Genomic DNA, 17424 nt, shown 5'->3' on the forward strand with positions numbered 1-17424 from the left:
AGCGATGAGCGGCAACACGGGGTGGGGCGGACCTGGCACGCCGGGCGGCGGCTACGGTCCTGGCGGGCCCGGCGGCTACGGGCCCGGCGGGCCGGGGCCCTGGGCGCACCGGTACATACCCCCGGCGCCCAAGCCAGGCGTCATACCGCTCCAGCCGCTGAGCGTCGGAGAGATCATCAACGGGGTCTTCGGCACCCTCAAGCGCTACCTCAAGCCCGTCTACGTACCGCTGGCCGTCGTCGCCGCGGTCACGGCCGTACCGGCCTGCGTCCTCGCCGCCCTGGCCTACGGACCGCTGCACACCATCGCCACCAGCAGCCGGGACAACCCGGACTACTCCCCCAGCAACAGCCAGATCGCCCAGCTGCTCACCTTCGGCGGCCTGGCCTTCCTGCTGGCGGCGCTGATGTTCTTCAGCTGCTACGTGGTCGCCTCGACCGTCTGCACCACGGTGCTGCGCCACGCGGTGCTCGGCGAGAAGGTGACGACACGTCAGGTCTGGGCGGAGTCGCTCCCCCACCTCTGGCGGGTGGCCGGGGACAACCTGCTGCTCGGGCTGGCGAGCATGCTGAGCATCGCCGTCCCGATCGCCCTGGCCGCCGGGGTCGGTGCCGTCACCGGCAGCGCGGCGGCCTTCGGGCTGCTGGCCCTGCTGGTCTTCCCTGGCCTGGGTTTCGCGGTGTACGTCTCGGTGCGGCTGGTGCTGGTGGCCCCGGTCCTGGTGCTGGAGAACGAGCGGCCCATCGCCGCGCTGCGGCGGGCCTGGCGGCTCAACGAGGGCGCCTGGTGGCGCAGTCTGGGGATCCCCTACCTGGTCAACCTGATCGGCTCGTTCGCCGGCCAGGTCATCCTGATCCCCTTCGCCATCGTGGCCGTGCTCGCGGGGATGACCACCATGCCGACCGGGTCGACCTACCAGGACGGAACCGACCCGACCTTCCCGCTGGGTTCGATCATGGTGTTCTACCTGGTCATGTCGGTGGCCATCGCGGTAGTCAACCTGCTGACCACTCCGCTGGCCCCGCTGACCAACGGCCTGCTCTACATGGACCGGCGGATCCGCAGGGAGAGCCTGGACGTGGCGCTGGCGGCCCAGGTCGGGGTGGATCTGCACCGTGGCCCGATGCCGCCGATGCCGCCGGTGCCGCCGGTGCCGCCGATGCCCCAGGACAGCCCGGCCGAGGCCGAGGGCGAGAAGCCGGAGGACAGCGCGTCCGAGGACTCGTAGGCTCGGGCACATGCCCGCAGACAACGATCAGGAAGTGCTGCTCACCGGTGGCGGCGTCAACCGGGTCACCCGGCTCGGCGACACCGTCCTCCGCCCGGTCGGCCCGTGGACCCCCAGCGTGCACCGACTGCTGGCGCACCTCGCCGCCAGGGGTTTCACCGGGGCGCCCCAGGCCCATGGGCTGACCGGGGACGGGGCCAGGGAGATCCTGGACTTCGTGCCCGGCGAGGTCGGTCACTACCCGCTGCCGCCGTACGCCCGCACCGACGACTCGCTGCGGTCCGTCGGCCTGCTGCTGCGGGCCCTGCACGACGCCGGCGCGGACTTCCCGCACCTTCCTGACGAGGTGTGGATGCTGCCGCCGCGGGAGCCCGCCGAGGTCATCTGCCACGGCGACGCGGCGACGTACAACTGCGTGTTCCGGGACGGCGTCCCGGTGGCCTTCATCGACTTCGACACCGCCCACCCGGGGCCCCGGGTCTGGGACGTCGCCTACACCGCGTACCGCTTCGTCCCGCTGCACGCCCCCGGCAGCGACGAGGGCACCCTGCCGCCGACCGAGCAGGGCCGCCGGCTCCGGCTGATCGCCGACGCGTACGGGCTGACGGCGGACGAGCGCGGGGCGCTGGTGCGTACCGTGGTGGACCGGCTGCACGCCCTGGTCGGCTTCATGACCGAGCGGGCCGCCGCGGGCGACGCCGCGTTCGCCCGGCATCTCGCCGACGGGCACCACCGGCTCTACCTCGCCGACGCGGACTATGTCTCAGGCCATGCCGCCGACTGGACCGCCGAGCTGGGCCGGGCGCAGTAAGCGCCGTGGGAGCAGTGACGGTATGACAAATGTACTGGCGAAGACGGGAGGAGCGGCCCTGACGGCCGACCCGCCCGCTACGGGAAGCTGATGCATGTCGGCAGGGAGCCGGCGGCACAGTCCCAGGGGGCAGCAATGAGCAGCATCACCGCCACGTTCGAGAAGCAGGGCACCGAGCAGGCCACCGTCGCAGGCGCCGCTGATCTGCGGCAGATGAAGCCGCTGCCGGCCTGGTTCTTCGCCTTCGAGGGGATCTTCGGCGGGGCCTACGACATCCTCAAGGCCAACCCCGACGCCTGGACGGTGCTGGTCGGCTTCGCCCTGGTGAACATCACCATCAGCCTGACGGTGCTGGGAAAGCGCCGGAAGCTGGTCCGGGCGATGCTGAAGAACAGCCGGACCCGCGCCATCGCGATCGGGCTGATCGCCCTGCGCGTCGGCGTCCACCTGGCCCTCGGCGCCCTCGGTGCGGCGGTGTCGACGGCCACCGGCCATCTGGCGCTCGCTTTTGTGATGACCGGGATCACCGTCGGCCTGCTGTGGTTCGACCAGCGGGTCACCTTCCGCGCCCTCGGCATCCCGCTGAACCGCTGACCACTGAACCGCTGAGCCGCAGGGCAGTTGGGTTTCAGCCCGCCGCGCCTCTGCTCCGGATGCTGTTCTTCTTGGCCCGGTTGCCGCAGGCCCCCATCGAGCACCAACGACGGTTCCCTGGGCGCGAGTTGTCACTGAACAGCGCACCACAGGACTCGTCGGCGCACTCCCTGACCCGGTTCAGCCCGGCGGAAGTGACCAGGTCCACGGCGTCCCGCGCCACCAGTGAGAGAGTTGCCGACACAGCGTCAGATGCACTCCACAGCAGGGCTCCTGACGCATCGACACGTGGCGTCGGGGTCGGGAACTTGGCCGCCCGATTCACCAGCTCGCGCGACAGGAAGCTGGACGAGGCCACCCCGCCGGTGCTGCGGCCCACGGCGATCAGCTCATACACCGCCTCACGGAGGCTGCGCGCATCGCGCAGCTGGGCATCGTCGCCGGACACCGGCTGCCCGGCCAGATCGCACGGACCGCACTGCACCACCCAGGCCAACAGAGCGGCGGCGTCCGGCAGTTCCTCGATCGCGTCGAGCGTCCCGCGATGGCGGAGGGTGCGCAGGAAGTCCAGACACAACCTCCCCGCCCCGGTCCGGAAGCACGGGACGACCGTGGCGGTGTCGACAGTGGGGGCGGCGGTCATGGCGGACACCCTACTGCGCGAACCGGTTTAACTGATAGCGTGAGGAACCGGTTTAACTGGTTCCCATGTGAGGGAAGTCCCATGCCCGTGCCGGCCGCCAAGACCCTGACCGACAGCCACCCGATCACCTCGGGGCCACCGCGCCGACTGGTCCTGCTGCTCGCCGTCTCCTGCGGACTGACCGTCGCCAACCTCTACTACGCGCAGCCGCTGCTCAGCCACCTCCGCCAGGTCTTCCACATCGACGAGGCCACGGCCGGCGGCCTGGTCACCGCCACCCAGGTCGGCTACGCGTTCGGGCTGTTGCTGCTGGTCCCCTCGGCGACCGGGTGGAGAACCGCAGACTCGCCACCCTGCTGCTCGGCCTCACCGCCGCCGGCCTGGTCCTGGCCGGTCTGGCCCCCGGCTTCGGCGTGCTGCTCGCCGCCTCGCTGCTGTTCTCCACCACCCTGGTCGTGGTGCAGATCCTGGTCCCCTTCGCCGCCGACCTCGCCCCCGACCACAGCAGGGGACGCGTCGTCGGCCAGGTGATGAGCGGACTGCTGGCCGGCATCCTGCTCTCCCGCACCCTCGGCAGCCTGCTCGCCGAGGCCACCAGCTGGCGCGTGGTCTACCTCGCCTCGGCCGGCATGACTGCTCTGCTCGCCCTGGTCCTGCGCCGCGCGCTGCCGCAACGGCATCCGAGCAGTCGGCTCAGCTACGGCGAACTCCTGCGCTCCACCCTTCGGTTGGCGCGCGAGCATGAGCCGTTGCGGCGGCGGGCGCTCTACCAGGCGACCATGTTCGGGGCGTTCAGCGCCTTCTGGACCACCATCTCCTACGTCCTCACCAGCCCGCCGTTCCACTACAGCCAGGTCGGCGTGGGCCTGTTCGCGCTGGTCGGCGCGGGCGGGGTCGCGGTCGCCCCGCTGGTCGGACGCTGGGCCGACCACGGCCTGACCCGGCCGATGACCGCGGTGGGGCTGGCCGCCGCGGCAGCCGCCTTCGCCCTGGCCGGGTTCGGTCGGCACAGCATCGTCGCCCTCGGCGCCGCGGCGGTCCTGCTCGACATGGCGGTGCAGACCACGATGATCCTGGGGCAGCACGTCATCTTCCAGCTGGATCCGGCCTCCCGGGCCCGGCTGAACAGCGTCTACATGGCCACCTTCTTCCTCGGCGGGGCCCTCGGCTCGGAACTCGGCTCGCTGGCCTACCGGGCCGACGGCTGGGACGCGGTCGTGCTCCTCGGCGCGGGGCTGCCGCTGGCGGGGCTCGCGTACTGGGTCACGGAGCGGCGCTCTCGGTGAGCCACCAGGTGGGGAGCGGGTCAGGGGACCGGTCAGTGGGCTGGTCAGGGAGCCGGCCAGTGGCGCTCGGTGGGAGCCCAGCGGCGGACGGCTGCGGCGGCGAGCAGGGTCGTCAGGGCGAGGGAGCCCCAGAGCGCAGCTGAGCTCCAGGCCAGCAGGGCGGTGAGGATGGCCGGGGAGGCGGCGAGGCCGACGCCGCTGGAGAGTTGGAACCGCGAGAGCGCTGCTCCGAGTCGGTTCGGATCAGTGCTCGCAACGATGAGCGCTGTCGCACTGCCGGTGTACATGATCTCCCCGGCCGTATAGAGGACGGAGACCGCCGCGACCCCTGCCGCCGCGCCCAACCACCGAACGCCCCCGATGCCCAGAAGCCCAAATAGGACATCGCCAGTACGACCCCGGAGCAGGCCATCGCGGAACGGCGGGCGAAGCGGGACATCCACATCACCACCGCGATCTGGGTGGCGACGACCAGCACGGTATTGCCCACGAAGATGCCGGCCGACCAGGCCGGGGCCACGTGCAGCCGGGTGACCAGAAAGGCGGGCAGGGCGACCTCAAGGACGTTGAAGCAGAAGGCATAGGGCAGATTGGCGACGTCCAGCACGGTGAGCCTGCCGCTGGCGACCGCCCGGCGGCGGACCGACTGCTTCTTCCCGACCGGCTGTTCCTGCCCGGCCGGGTGCCCCTGCCCGGCCGGGTGCCCCTGCCCGGCCGGGTGCCCCTGCCCGGCCGGGTGCCCCTCCCCGGCCGGGTGCCCCTCCCCGGCCGGGTGCCCCTCCCCGGCCGGGTGCCCCTCCCCGGCCGGGTGCCCCTCCCCGGCCGACTGCTTTCCGACCGACTGCTCCGTCCCAGCCGGGTGCCCCGCCCGTACCCGCATCGGGAGCACCAGCGCCGCCGCGACCAGATAGCCGACCGCGGTCACCCCGGCCAGCGTCCGTAGCGCCCCCACCCCGCCCGCCGTGCTCACCGTCGCGATCAGTGCGCCGGCGCCCATCCCGGCGTTGCGCAGTGAACGCCCCATCGCCAGCGCGGCGTCCCGGTAGCGGGGTTCGGACAGGGTGGCGACCACTGCGGCGTGCGCGGGCGGCCAGCACTGGTTGCCGATGCCGAGGAACAGCGCGGCCAGAGTGAACCCCCAGAGCGGTGATCCGCCGAGCAGGGGTGCGGCCAGCAGGACCACCACCCCCAGCACCCGGACCAGCATCGCCGCGGCGACCGCCGCCGTCCGGGCACCGCGGTCGATCCAGCGCCCGGCGAAGGGCACCGCCACCAGTCCGGCCAGCATCCCCACCGACATCGCCGTACCGGACCGGACCACGCCCAGCCGGCACACCTCGATCCCGTAGAGCAGGAGGAAGGGCCGCAGCATGCCGGAGCCGAGGGAGTCCACGGTCACCGCCACGGCATAGCGCGGTCCGCCGGAAGCGCGGATGAGCGCGCGGACCTTCGGGCGCTCGGGGGCAGGTGGTGGCGGGAGCATGGGGGTGGGCGACTGATCCAGGGTGGTCATGGTCGCTACGGTGGTCCCGCACCCCGACAGTGGTCACGCGGATTGACGACAACCGTCAATCGTCGGCCTTCAGTGCACTGTGAGCTGCGACGATAGTTTCCATGAGCCTCACCGTCGACATCACCGGGGTACCGCCGGAACGGATGCTGTTCGCCGCCTCCCCGCTCGCGGAACTGACCGCGATGCTGCATGTGCTGGCAGCGCCGCCGCACCACCCGGCCACCGTGGCCTGGGCCGCCCGGGTACGGGCCGACCTCCGGCCGGAACTGGCCGAGCGGCTCGCCGAGGCCGAGTTCCTGTGGCGCTCGTCCCGCGCCGACTTCCTGCTCCCGGGCCGCCCGGCGCCGACCCTGGCGGGAGAACTGGACCAGCTCGACCAACTCGACGACAAGACCTATGTGTCAGCGGCCCTGGTGACGACCTGCGGCTCGGACCGGGTGCTCTTCAACACCCCCTCGCCGCTGGTCGATGCGGACTCGCACGGTCGGGCGATGGAGCTCGCCCAGGCTCGAGGACCACAGCAGGCCGCCTTCGCCGAGCGGCTACTGGCCGACCCGCCCCTGGTCAGAGCCCGGGTACGGGAAACCCTGGAAGCCTGCGGCCCGGCCTTCTTCGACCGGGCCTGGCAGCAGATCAAGCCCCAACTCGCCGCGGACCTAAGACTCAAGACCGATCTGCTGGCCCGCCACGGGCTGGCCGGGACGCTGGCCTCGGTCTCGCCCTCGCTCAGCCTGGACGAAGACCGGCAGCGGATCGTGATGGACAAGCTCCAGGACAACAGCACCACCGCGGCCGGCGACGGGGTGACCTTCATCCCCTCCGTCTTCGGCCATCCGCACCTGGTCTGCGTCCACGCACCCGGCTGGCGACCGGTGCTGCAGTACCCGATCACCGGGCGGTCGACGGAGACCCCCGGCCCCGTCCCGCTGGACCAGATCCAGCAGCGGCTGGACGCGCTGGCGCACCCGACCCGCATCCGCCTGGTCCGCACCCTCGCCCGCGGCCCCCACACCACGGGCGAACTGGCCAGCGCCTGGGAGTTGAGCGCACCCGAGGTCTCCCGCCACCTCGCCGTCCTCCGCAAGGCTGGACTCCTCACCACCCATCGCCGCGGCCGCTACGTCCACTACGAACTGGACGCCGCGACAGCAGCGTCACTGGGCACGGACCTGCTGGACGCGCTCCTCCGCTGAGCGCTGTCCGCTGCGCGGACGACCAGGAACGGAGGCAGCCCGGCCCGCTGCGGCTGGGCGGCGACGAGCGCCTCGGTAGGAGCTGGTTCCGCCACGGCGTCGACCGTGAAGCCGTGGCGGAACAGGGCGTTGAGGTAGGTGGCCATGGTCCGGTGCTGATTGCCGGCCCGGCGCGCGCCCTCGGGATTGCCTGATCGCCAGAAGCCTTCAGTCAGGTAGTCCCGACCACCCGGCGTACGGTCCCGTCCTCGGCATGTGTCCAGGTCGCATGCGGGGCCTCGAAGCAGGGGTGCGGGATCGTGAACACGCAGCCGCCGCCTGGCACCAGGACCCGTCGGATCGCCTGGAGGGCGGCGGCGAGGTCGGGGACATTGTTCAGCGAGAGGCCTGCGGTCACCCAATCGACGGAGCTGTCGGGGACGGTGGCCAGGGTGCAACCGTCATCGACGGCGTAGGCGACTGTGCCGGCGTCAACCTGGGTCGCGCGGGCGTGATCGATCATCCGAGGTGACGAGTCGATTCCGAGGACGGATGCACCGCGGGCGGCAAGGGCGCGGACCACGATCCCCTCCCCGCAGCCGAGGTCGAGAACGCGCTGTCCGGAAAGCTGGTCGGGCAGCTGCTCCAGGAGGATGTCCCGATTGAAGTCATGCATGGCGGAGCCGGCGGCGAGACGCTCCACGTACCAGTCAGCGATGGAGTCCCACGAGTCATCAGTCATCAAGAGGTAGAGGCTAGTTAGCCGGGTGCAAGCCCGCAACGCAGTAAAGCCCCGACCGGGAACCCAGTCGGGGCTTTACTGTAATGGTTGTTCGGCGGCGTCCTACTCTCCCACAGGGTCCCCCCTGCAGTACCATCGGCGCTATGAGGCTTAGCTTCCGGGTTCGGGATGTTACCGGGCGTTTCCCTCACGCTATGACCACCGAAACACTATGAAGTTGACACGCACCTGCCTAAGCAGGCGGGTCGTGACTTCAGAACTGCACAGTGGACGCGTAGCAACTATGGTCAAGCCCTCGGCCTATTAGTACCGGTCAGCTCCACCCCTTACAGGGCTTCCACATCCGGCCTATCAACCCAGTCGTCTACTGGGAGCCTTACCCACTCGATGGTGGTGGGAGTCCTCATCTCGAAGCAGGCTTCCCGCTTAGATGCTTTCAGCGGTTATCCTTTCCGAACGTAGCCAACCAGCCATGCCCTTGGCAGGACAACTGGCACACCAGAGGTTCGTCCGTCCCGGTCCTCTCGTACTAGGGACAGCCCTTCTCAAGACTCCTGCGCGCGCAGCGGATAGGGACCGAACTGTCTCACGACGTTCTAAACCCAGCTCGCGTACCGCTTTAATGGGCGAACAGCCCAACCCTTGGGACCTACTCCAGCCCAGGATGCGACGAGCCGACATCGAGGTGCCAAACCATCCCGTCGATATGGACTCTTGGGGAAGATCAGCCTGTTATCCCCGGGGTACCTTTTATCCGTTGAGCGACGGCGCTTCCACAAGCCACCGCCGGATCACTAGTCCCTGCTTTCGCACCTGCTCGACCCGTCGGTCTCACAGTCAAGCTCCCTTGTGCACTTACACTCAACACCTGATTGCCAACCAGGCTGAGGGAACCTTTGGGCGCCTCCGTTACATTTTAGGAGGCAACCGCCCCAGTTAAACTACCCACCAGACACTGTCCCTGATCCGGATCACGGACCCAGGTTAGACATCCAGCACGACCAGAGTGGTATTTCAACGACGACTCCACCCAAACTGGCGTCTGAGCTTCAAAGTCTCCCACCTATCCTACACAAGCCGAACCGAACACCAATATCAAGCTATAGTAAAGGTCCCGGGGTCTTTCCGTCCTGCTGCGCGAAACGAGCATCTTTACTCGTAATGCAATTTCACCGGGCCTATGGTTGAGACAGTCGAGAAGTCGTTACGCCATTCGTGCAGGTCGGAACTTACCCGACAAGGAATTTCGCTACCTTAGGATGGTTATAGTTACCACCGCCGTTTACTGGCGCTTAAGTTCTCAGCCTCGCCCCGTCGAAACAGAGCTAACCGGTCCCCTTAACGTTCCAGCACCGGGCAGGCGTCAGTCCGTATACATCGCCTTACGGCTTCGCACGGACCTGTGTTTTTAGTAAACAGTCGCTTCTCGCTGGTCTCTGCGGCCGGCCCCAGCTCAAGGAGCAAGTCCCATCACCAGTTCCGGCCCCCCTTCTCCCGAAGTTACGGGGGCATTTTGCCGAGTTCCTTAACCATAGTTCACCCGAACGCCTCGGTATTCTCTACCTGACCACCTGAGTCGGTTTGGGGTACGGGCCGCCATGAAACTCGCTAGAGGCTTTTCTCGACAGCATAGGATCATCCACTTCACCACAATCGGCTCGGCATCAGGTCTCAGACTATATGTGCGACGGATTTGCCTATCACACGTCCTACACCCTTACCCCGGGACAACCACCGCCCGGGCTGGACTACCTTCCTGCGTCACCCCATCGCTCACCTACTACCCTGTTGGGTCAGCGGCTCCACCACTCCCATCCATCCGAAGACTTCAGGGCGGCTTCGCGGCTTTAGCATTCAGAGGTTCGACGTTGGCGCTTCAAAGCGGGTACGGGAATATCAACCCGTTGTCCATCGACTACGCCTGTCGGCCTCGCCTTAGGTCCCGACTTACCCTGGGCAGATCAGCTTGACCCAGGAACCCTTGGTCAATCGGCGCAAGAGTTTCCCACTCTTGTATCGCTACTCATGCCTGCATTCTCACTCGTGAACCGTCCACGACTGGCTTCCGCCGCCGCTTCACCCGGCACACGACGCTCCCCTACCCATCACAACACCCGTTGGGGCTTCACGTTGCAATGACACGGCTTCGGCGGTGTACTTGAGCCCCGCTACATTGTCGGCGCGGAATCACTTGACCAGTGAGCTATTACGCACTCTTTAAAGGGTGGCTGCTTCTAAGCCAACCTCCTGGTTGTCTCTGCGACTCCACATCCTTTCCCACTTAGCACACGCTTAGGGGCCTTAGCCGGTGTTCTGGGCTGTTTCCCTCTCGACCATGGAGCTTATCCCCCACAGTCTCACTGCCGCGCTCTCACTTACCGGCATTCGGAGTTTGGCTAAGGTCAGTAACCCGGTGGGGCCCATCGCCTATCCAGTGCTCTACCTCCGGCAAGAAACACGCGACGCTGCACCTAAATGCATTTCGGGGAGAACCAGCTATCACGGAGTTTGATTGGCCTTTCACCCCTAACCACAGGTCATCCCCCAGGTTTTCAACCCTGGTGGGTTCGGTCCTCCACACGGTCTTACCCGCGCTTCAACCTGCCCATGGCTAGATCACTCCGCTTCGGGTCTTGGGCGCGCTACTCAATCGCCCTATTCGGACTCGCTTTCGCTACGGCTACCCCACACGGGTTAACCTCGCAACACACCGCAAACTCGCAGGCTCATTCTTCAAAAGGCACGCAGTCACGACAGATCATCACAAGTGACGTCTGCGACGCTCCCACGGCTTGTAGGCACACGGTTTCAGGTACTATTTCACTCCGCTCCCGCGGTACTTTTCACCATTCCCTCACGGTACTGTCCGCTATCGGTCACTAGGGAATATTTAGGCTTAGCGGGTGGTCCCGCCAGATTCACACGGAATTTCTCGGGCTCCGTGCTACTTGGGAACAATCCAAGAGAGCCGTACAAGTTTCGTCTACGGGGGTCTTACCCTCTACGCCGGACCTTTCGCATGTCCTTCGACTACCCATACGGTTTCTGACTCTCCGCTCGGCCGGCAGACCAAACAAGAACTGTCCCACGACCCCAACCACGCAACCCCTGCCGGGTATCACACGTGACTGGTTTAGCCTCATCCGATTTCGCTCGCCACTACTCTCGGAATCACGGTTGTTTTCTCTTCCTGCGGGTACTGAGATGTTTCACTTCCCCGCGTTCCCTCCACACCGCCTATGTGTTCAGCGGCGGGTGACAGCCCATGACGACTGCCGGGTTTCCCCATTCGGACACCCCCGGATCAAAGCTCGGTTGACAGCTCCCCGGGGCCTATCGTGGCCTCCCACGTCCTTCATCGGTTCCTAGTGCCAAGGCATCCACCGTGCGCCCTTAAAAACTTGGCCACAGATGCTCGCGTCCACTGTGCAGTTCTCAAGCAACGACCAACCACCCACCAGTACAAGCATGGGGCCGGCGTTCAGAGGGGACTTCCGTTCCCTCAGGACCCAACAGCGCGCCCGACCCGACCGCTCGAAGACTCAACGTTCCACGCACCGAGGTGCAGTACTTGCTTCGTCCCAAACGATCGTGCCGAATAGTCAACGTTCCACCCATGAGCTGGCCACCGTCAGACAGATGCTGACGCAGTGGCACTGTGCTCCTTAGAAAGGAGGTGATCCAGCCGCACCTTCCGGTACGGCTACCTTGTTACGACTTCGTCCCAATCGCTGGTCCCACCTTCGACAGCTCCTTCCCTTACGGGTTAGGCCACCGGCTTCGGGTGTTACCGACTTTCGTGACGTGACGGGCGGTGTGTACAAGGCCCGGGAACGTATTCACCGCAGCAATGCTGATCTGCGATTACTAGCAACTCCGACTTCATGGGGTCGAGTTGCAGACCCCAATCCGAACTGAGACCGGCTTTTTGAGATTCGCTCCACCTCGCGGTATCGCAGCTCATTGTACCGGCCATTGTAGCACGTGTGCAGCCCAAGACATAAGGGGCATGATGATTTGACGTCGTCCCCACCTTCCTCCGAGTTGACCCCGGCAGTCTCCTGTGAGTCCCCATCACCCCGAAAGGCATGCTGGCAACACAGAACGAGGGTTGCGCTCGTTGCGGGACTTAACCCAACATCTCACGACACGAGCTGACGACAACCATGCACCACCTGTATACCGACCACAAGGGGGCGTACATCTCTGCACGTTTCCGGTATATGTCAAGCCTTGGTAAGGTTCTTCGCGTTGCGTCGAATTAAGCCACATGCTCCGCTGCTTGTGCGGGCCCCGTCAATTCCTTTGAGTTTTAGCCTTGCGGCCGTACTCCCAGGCGGGGAACTTAATGCGTTAGCTGCGGCGCGGACCACGTGGAATGTGACCCACACCTAGTTCCCAACGTTTACGGCGTGGACTACCAGGGTATCTAATCCTGTTCGCTCCCCACGCTTTCGCTCCTCAGCGTCAGTAATGGCCCAGAGATCCGCCTTCGCCACCGGTGTTCCTCCTGATATCTGCGCATTTCACCGCTACACCAGGAATTCCGATCTCCCCTACCACACTCTAGCCTGCCCGTATCGAATGCAGACCCGGAGTTAAGCCCCGGGCTTTCACATCCGACGCGACAAGCCGCCTACGAGCTCTTTACGCCCAATAAATCCGGACAACGCTCGCACCCTACGTATTACCGCGGCTGCTGGCACGTAGTTAGCCGGTGCTTCTTCTGCAGGTACCGTCACTTGCGCTTCTTCCCTGCTGAAAGAGGTTTACAACCCGAAGGCCGTCATCCCTCACGCGGCGTCGCTGCATCAGGCTTTCGCCCATTGTGCAATATTCCCCACTGCTGCCTCCCGTAGGAGTCTGGGCCGTGTCTCAGTCCCAGTGTGGCCGGTCGCCCTCTCAGGCCGGCTACCCGTCGTCGCCTTGGTAGGCCATTACCCCACCAACAAGCTGATAGGCCGCGGGCTCATCCTGCATCGCCGGAGCTTTCCACGCACACCCCATGCGGAGATGCGTCGTATCCGGTATTAGACCTCGTTTCCAAGGCTTGTCCCAGAATGCAGGGCAGATTGCCCACGTGTTACTCACCCGTTCGCCACTGATCCACCCCGAAGGGCTTCACCGTTCGACTTGCATGTGTTAAGCACGCCGCCAGCGTTCGTCCTGAGCCAGGATCAAACTCTCCGTGAATGTCATCAGGTAATCCTGATAGCACCCGCGAAAGAGCGGCACGACGATCAGCGGAATAGCCGACCCCGTGCACTGCGTCCTCGCTAGTGTTTACTGCATTATCTTGCCAAATGAAACTTGGCGTTGACTTTTGGCACGCTGTTGAGTTCTCAAGGAACGGACACTTCCTTCAGGCGGCTTTCAGACCGACCCTCCGGGCGCTTCGTTCGTACTTCGTTTTCTACTCTAGCAGACCGTTTCCGCTCTGCTTTCCGTCCTCCCGGCCCGTTTCCGGCCCGTTCCGACGAGTGAAACTCTAGCGGAATTCCTCGATCCGAGCCAATTCCGCTATTCCTTCGAAAAGAGCGCATGCCAAAGAACAGCCCTGCGATTCTTGCGATGGAGTGGCTGCCCAGGACCGGCCGCGCTCAGCGCGTTCGGGGCTCCTGTTCAGGCAGCTCGACGTACATTAGGCGGCTGCCCGGACGATGTCAAACCGATTGCTGACGAGTCGTCTGACGCGCTGCCGGGAGCAGGAAGTCGCACCAGACGGCCTTGCCGCCGTCCGGAGTGCGGCGGGTTCCCCAGCTGCTGGCGATGGTCGCGACGATGGCGATGCCGCGGCCGGTCTCGTCGGCCGGCTCGGCGCTGCGGCGGCGCGGGAGGTGGTCGTCGGCGTCGGTGACCTCGATGGTGAGTCGGCGGTCGGTGCGGCGCAGCCGGAGGTGCATCGGGGGTGGCCGTGGGTGAAGGAGTTGGAAACCAGTTCGCTCACCGCGAGCACGCCCAGGTCGAGCAGTTCCTCCCCCAGCCGCCAGCTCGACAGCACCCCCGTGGTGAAGGCCCGGGCGCTGGAGACCGCCTCGGCGCCGCCGAGCAGGTCGAGCGACGCGCCGCGGAAGAGCTCGGCGGTGTCCGGGTCGTGCTCCGGCAGCTGGAAGACCAGGGCGGCCACGTCGTCGTCGTGGTCGGGGGTGACCCCCATGGCGCGGAGCAGCCGGGAGCAGATGACGTCCGGCATGCCGTTCGCCCCGGCGAAGGTGTGGGCCAGCGCGTCGAGCCCCTCGTCGATGTCCTGGCCCCGGCGCTCGACCAGGCCGTCGGTGTAGAGGACGCCGGTGGCGCCGGTACCGAAGGCGAGGGTGCCGGAGGTGTGCAGGTAGCCGCCGGTGCCGAGCGGGGGGCCGCAGGGCTCCTCGGGGCGGGTGACCGAGCCGTCGGTCTCCCTGATCATCATCGGCAGATGGCCGGCGAGGAGTAGGTGATGCGCTGCTCACTGGGGTCGTAGACCGCGTAGACGCAGGTGGCGATGAGCGTCGCGTCGATCTCCGAGGCCAGCCCGTCCAGCAGTTGCAGCACCTCGTGCGGGGGCAGGTCGAGCCGGGCGTAGGCGCGTACCGCCGTCCGCAGCTGGCCCATGACGGCGGCGGCGCGCATGCCGCGGCCCATGACGTCGCCGATGACCAGGGCGGTGCGTCCGCCGCCGAGGGTGATCACGTCGTACCAGTCCCCGCCGACGGCGGCGTCGGCGCCGCCGGGCTGGTAGGTGGCGGCGACGCGGAGGTCGTCCGGCTGTTCGAGCTTCTGCGGGAGCAGGCTGCGCTGCAGGGTGACCGCGGCCTCGCGGTGCCGGCGTTCGCTCTCCCGGAGCCGCTCGGTGACCTGGACCTGGTCGGTGACCTCGGCCCCGAAGACCAGCACGCCGCAGACGTCGGCGGCGTTGCTGCTGCGGCGCAGCGCGCCGAGGGTGGTGGTGATCCGCCCCTGCTGGTGCTGGTGGGTCGAGGCCAGGGCGGTGATCTGCCGGCCGAGGTCCTCGCTGTCGCGGACCGGGACGCAGATGAAGGTGTAGTAGCGCGGGCGCTCCGCAGCCGAGGCAGCCGAAGCCGCCGAAGACCCGGCAGGAGCAGCAGAAGGGGAACTGGTGAACGAGGAGTGGGTGACCTTGCGCGCCTTGACGGTACGGGGCCGCCCGGTGCGGAACGCCTGGTCCATCAGCGGCAGCAGGCCCAGCTCTTCCAGCTCGGGCATCACCTGGTGCGCGGGCACTCCCGTGGGCCGGGGGCCGAAGACCTCGGTGTAGGCACGGTTGAGGTAGCCGAGCCGGTGTCCGGGACCGTAGCTGACCACGACCAGCGCGGGCAGGTGGGCCAGCACGTCCTGGACCGTGGGCTGCTGGTCCGGCCTGCCGTCCCTGCTCCCGCCCGACCCGTCAGCGGACCCGGACGGCGATCCGGTGGCCGGGGCGTGGGCGTCGAGCAGTTCCCGGGCGGTGGGGAGCAGGGCTTCGCCGCCGACGGCGCCGCCAGCGGATGCTGTCACCTGGGGCGACGCCGAGGCTCGGCGCTGCCCTCCGGGGAGCCGGGCGCTCCAACGCGTGAGATTCACAGGACCTTTCCTGTATGTGTGTCCAGCAGGGTCCAGCCTGGATGTTCATCCTGACGGGCGGCTCGGTCGGCGGGCGGCCCGGCGGGACGGCGCGGGACGTCCGACCAGTGTGGCTGATGTCCCCGGCGAGCGACATCATGCCTGGGTTCCAGTGCCTGGGTTCCAGTGCCCGGGTTCCCCGTGCCCGGCTTCCCCGTGCCCGGCTTCCCGCGCGCTACTCCCGGTCCTGCTCCATCACCGTCTCGAAGCCGGCCCGCGGCTGCTCCATCGCGCCCATCGACACGATCTCCCGCTTGAGCACCCCGGCCAGGAACCAGTCGGCGAGCACCCGGGCCTTGCGGTCCAGCGTGGGCACCCGGCGCAGGTGCACCGCGCGGTGCAGCAGCCAGGCCGAACGGCCGTGCAGGGCGCGGCCGCGGAGCTGGGCGACGCCCTTGTGCAGCCCCAGCGAGGTGAGCGAGCCCCGGAGCTCGTGCCGGTACTCGGTGGTGGGCTCGCCTCGGAGCTGGGCGAGGATGTTGTCAGCGAGCACCCGGGCCTGCCGGACCGCGTGCTGGGCGTTGGGGGCGCAGCACTCCTCCCCTCCCCTGGCCAGGTCCGGCACCGCGGCGCCGTCGCCGGCCGCCCAGATGCCCTCCTGCCCGAGCACCCGCATGGCGGCGTCGCAGCGCAGCCGTCCCTGCGCGTCGACCGGCAGCCCGGTCGCCCGCAGCACCGGGCTGGCCCGGACCCCGGCCGTCCAGACCAGGGTGCGGGCGGCGAAGCGGCTGCCGTCGGAGAGGGTGACCACGCCGTCGGCGACGGATTCGAGCCTGGTGCCGACCCTGACCTCGATATTGCGTCCGCGCAGTTCGGCGGTGGTGCGCAGGCCGACGTCCGGTTCGGTCTCGGGCAGGATCCGCTTGCCTGCCTCGACCAGGACCCAGTGCAGGTCCTCGGCGTCGACGCCGGGGTAGTGCCTGGCCGCGTAGCGGGCCATGTCCTCCAGTTCGGCCAGCGCCCCGGTGCCGGCGTAGCCGCCGCCGATGAAGACGAAGGTCAGCGCGGCCTCGCGGAGCGCCGCGTCACGGGTGGAGGAGGCGAGGTCGAGCTGCGCCAGCACGTGGTTCCGCAGCGACACCGCCTCTTCCACGCTGTGGAAGCCGATGCCGTGCTCGGCCAGCCCCGGGACCGGGAGTATCCGCGGGATCGCGCCCGGCGCCAGCACCAGCAGGTCGTAGCCGAGTTGGAGGTCGCGTCCGGAGTGCCCGTGCACCGGCGCGGGGACGGTCACGGTGGCGGTGCGGCTGGACGGGTCCAGGCCGCTCAGCCGTCCGAGCACCACCTGGGCACGCGGCAGCACCCGCCGGAACGGGACGACGACATGCCGGGGGTCGACCGCGCCCGCGGCGGCCTCGGCCAGCAGCGGCTGGTACGTCATGTAGGACTTGGGGTCGACGAGGGTCAGTTCCGCTTCGCCGGGGCGCAGCCGCTGCTGCAGCCGCAGGGCGGTGTAGAGGCCGACGTGGCCCCCGCCGACGAGCAGGATCCGTGGGGGTGGGGCTGGTGGGGTGGTCACCGGTGTCACCGGTCCATTTCGCACCCTCGGCGGCCGGATGTACATAGTCCGCGCTTGAATCCGGTGAGACGGGTGGGTCGGGGGTGGTGAAATCCGGACAGCTGTGGGATGGGTGGTACACCCCGTATTGTCCGCCCGTGGCTCCGTGCTTCTGCCCATATGCCCTACGTTGCCCCCGGGTTGTGCGGTGCGCGTAGCGGAGGCGGAGCCGCCCAATCCTTGGCGAGGCCCCTGTTCTGTCCGATCGGCTCTCAACTATGGTCGTGGAGTCTGTGTGCCGGTCGCCGGCGCACTGCATCGTGTGCGTGTCGGGGGGG

9 protein-coding genes, 3 rRNA genes and 1 pseudogene are annotated in these 17424 nt (G+C 67.5%); 5 read left to right on the forward strand and 8 right to left on the reverse strand.

Features of this window, described 5'->3' with window-relative positions:
- Window positions 1–4 precede the first annotated feature (4 nt).
- The 3 genes from ACXKR8_RS22565 (at window position 5) to ACXKR8_RS22575 (ending at window position 2633) form a co-directional block, all read left to right on the forward strand.
- Window positions 5–1228, forward strand: a complete 1224-nt coding sequence (locus ACXKR8_RS22565) for a DUF7544 domain-containing protein (protein WP_458274691.1) — start codon at window positions 5–7, stop codon at window positions 1226–1228.
- Between the two features lie 10 nt (window positions 1229–1238).
- Entirely contained in the window at window positions 1239–2039 is an 801-nt protein-coding gene (locus ACXKR8_RS22570) for a phosphotransferase enzyme family protein (protein ID WP_458274692.1), read from the forward strand.
- 135 nt (window positions 2040–2174) lie between these two features.
- Window positions 2175–2633, forward strand: coding sequence for a hypothetical protein (locus ACXKR8_RS22575; protein ID WP_458274693.1), 459 nt, complete (start codon window positions 2175–2177; stop codon window positions 2631–2633).
- Window positions 2634–2667: 34 nt separating this feature from the next.
- On the opposite strand, the gene ACXKR8_RS22580 is transcribed toward ACXKR8_RS22575, so the two are convergent.
- The gene (locus tag ACXKR8_RS22580) at window positions 2668–3276 is read right to left on the reverse strand and encodes a CGNR zinc finger domain-containing protein (protein WP_458274694.1); all 609 of its coding nucleotides are present in this window, start codon (window positions 3274–3276) and stop codon (window positions 2668–2670) included.
- Window positions 3277–3605: 329 nt separating this feature from the next.
- Between ACXKR8_RS22580 and ACXKR8_RS22585 the strand changes: the two genes are divergently transcribed.
- Window positions 3606–4562 carry an MFS transporter gene (locus tag ACXKR8_RS22585; RefSeq protein WP_462100645.1) on the forward strand — a complete coding sequence of 319 codons (957 nt, stop codon included), beginning with the start codon at window positions 3606–3608 and terminating at the stop codon, window positions 4560–4562.
- Window positions 4563–4674: 112 nt separating this feature from the next.
- Here ACXKR8_RS22585 and ACXKR8_RS22590 read toward each other — a convergent pair whose 3' ends face one another.
- Complete coding sequence (locus tag ACXKR8_RS22590; protein ID WP_462100696.1) at window positions 4675–6045, reverse strand: MFS transporter; 1371 nt, start codon at window positions 6043–6045, stop codon at window positions 4675–4677.
- Between the two features lie 131 nt (window positions 6046–6176).
- Here ACXKR8_RS22590 and ACXKR8_RS22595 point away from each other — a divergent pair, with 131 nt between their 5' ends.
- On the forward strand, window positions 6177–7268 hold the full coding sequence (locus ACXKR8_RS22595) for a DUF5937 family protein (RefSeq protein ID WP_458274696.1): 1092 nt from the start codon (window positions 6177–6179) through the stop codon (window positions 7266–7268).
- Window positions 7269–7479: 211 nt separating this feature from the next.
- On the opposite strand, the gene ACXKR8_RS22600 is transcribed toward ACXKR8_RS22595, so the two are convergent.
- From ACXKR8_RS22600 to ACXKR8_RS22625, 6 genes and pseudogenes are all read right to left on the reverse strand, one after another.
- Window positions 7480–7989, reverse strand: a complete 510-nt coding sequence (locus ACXKR8_RS22600; RefSeq protein ID WP_462100646.1) for a class I SAM-dependent methyltransferase — start codon at window positions 7987–7989, stop codon at window positions 7480–7482.
- An 89-nt stretch (window positions 7990–8078) separates the two neighbouring features.
- A 5S ribosomal RNA gene (gene rrf, locus ACXKR8_RS22605) occupies window positions 8079–8195 on the reverse strand.
- 77 nt (window positions 8196–8272) lie between these two features.
- Window positions 8273–11396, reverse strand: a 23S ribosomal RNA gene (locus ACXKR8_RS22610).
- A 262-nt stretch (window positions 11397–11658) separates the two neighbouring features.
- Window positions 11659–13182: ribosomal RNA gene (locus ACXKR8_RS22615) — 16S ribosomal RNA — on the reverse strand.
- Together the 16S, 23S and 5S rRNA genes form the textbook arrangement of a ribosomal RNA operon.
- Before the next feature lie 470 nt (window positions 13183–13652).
- Window positions 13653–15318, reverse strand: a pseudogene (locus ACXKR8_RS22620) (ATP-binding SpoIIE family protein phosphatase).
- Between the two features lie 445 nt (window positions 15319–15763).
- Complete coding sequence (locus ACXKR8_RS22625; protein ID WP_458274698.1) at window positions 15764–17107, reverse strand: NAD(P)/FAD-dependent oxidoreductase; 1344 nt, start codon at window positions 17105–17107, stop codon at window positions 15764–15766.
- Between the last annotated feature and the right edge of the window lie 317 nt (window positions 17108–17424).

The organism is Streptacidiphilus sp. PAMC 29251, assembly GCF_054208735.2.

Coding starts and splice junctions, on each gene's coding strand:
- ACXKR8_RS22565 (WP_458274691.1), top strand. CDS start 5: ATGAGCGGCAACACGGGGTGGGGCGGACCTGGCACGCCGGGCGGCGGC.
- ACXKR8_RS22570 (WP_458274692.1), top strand. CDS start 1,239: ATGCCCGCAGACAACGATCAGGAAGTGCTGCTCACCGGTGGCGGCGTC.
- ACXKR8_RS22575 (WP_458274693.1), top strand. CDS start 2,175: ATGAGCAGCATCACCGCCACGTTCGAGAAGCAGGGCACCGAGCAGGCC.
- ACXKR8_RS22580 (WP_458274694.1), bottom strand. CDS start 3,276: ATGACCGCCGCCCCCACTGTCGACACCGCCACGGTCGTCCCGTGCTTC.
- ACXKR8_RS22590 (WP_462100696.1), bottom strand. CDS start 6,045: ATGCTCCCGCCACCACCTGCCCCCGAGCGCCCGAAGGTCCGCGCGCTC.
- ACXKR8_RS22595 (WP_458274696.1), top strand. CDS start 6,177: ATGAGCCTCACCGTCGACATCACCGGGGTACCGCCGGAACGGATGCTG.
- ACXKR8_RS22600 (WP_462100646.1), bottom strand. CDS start 7,989: ATGACTGATGACTCGTGGGACTCCATCGCTGACTGGTACGTGGAGCGT.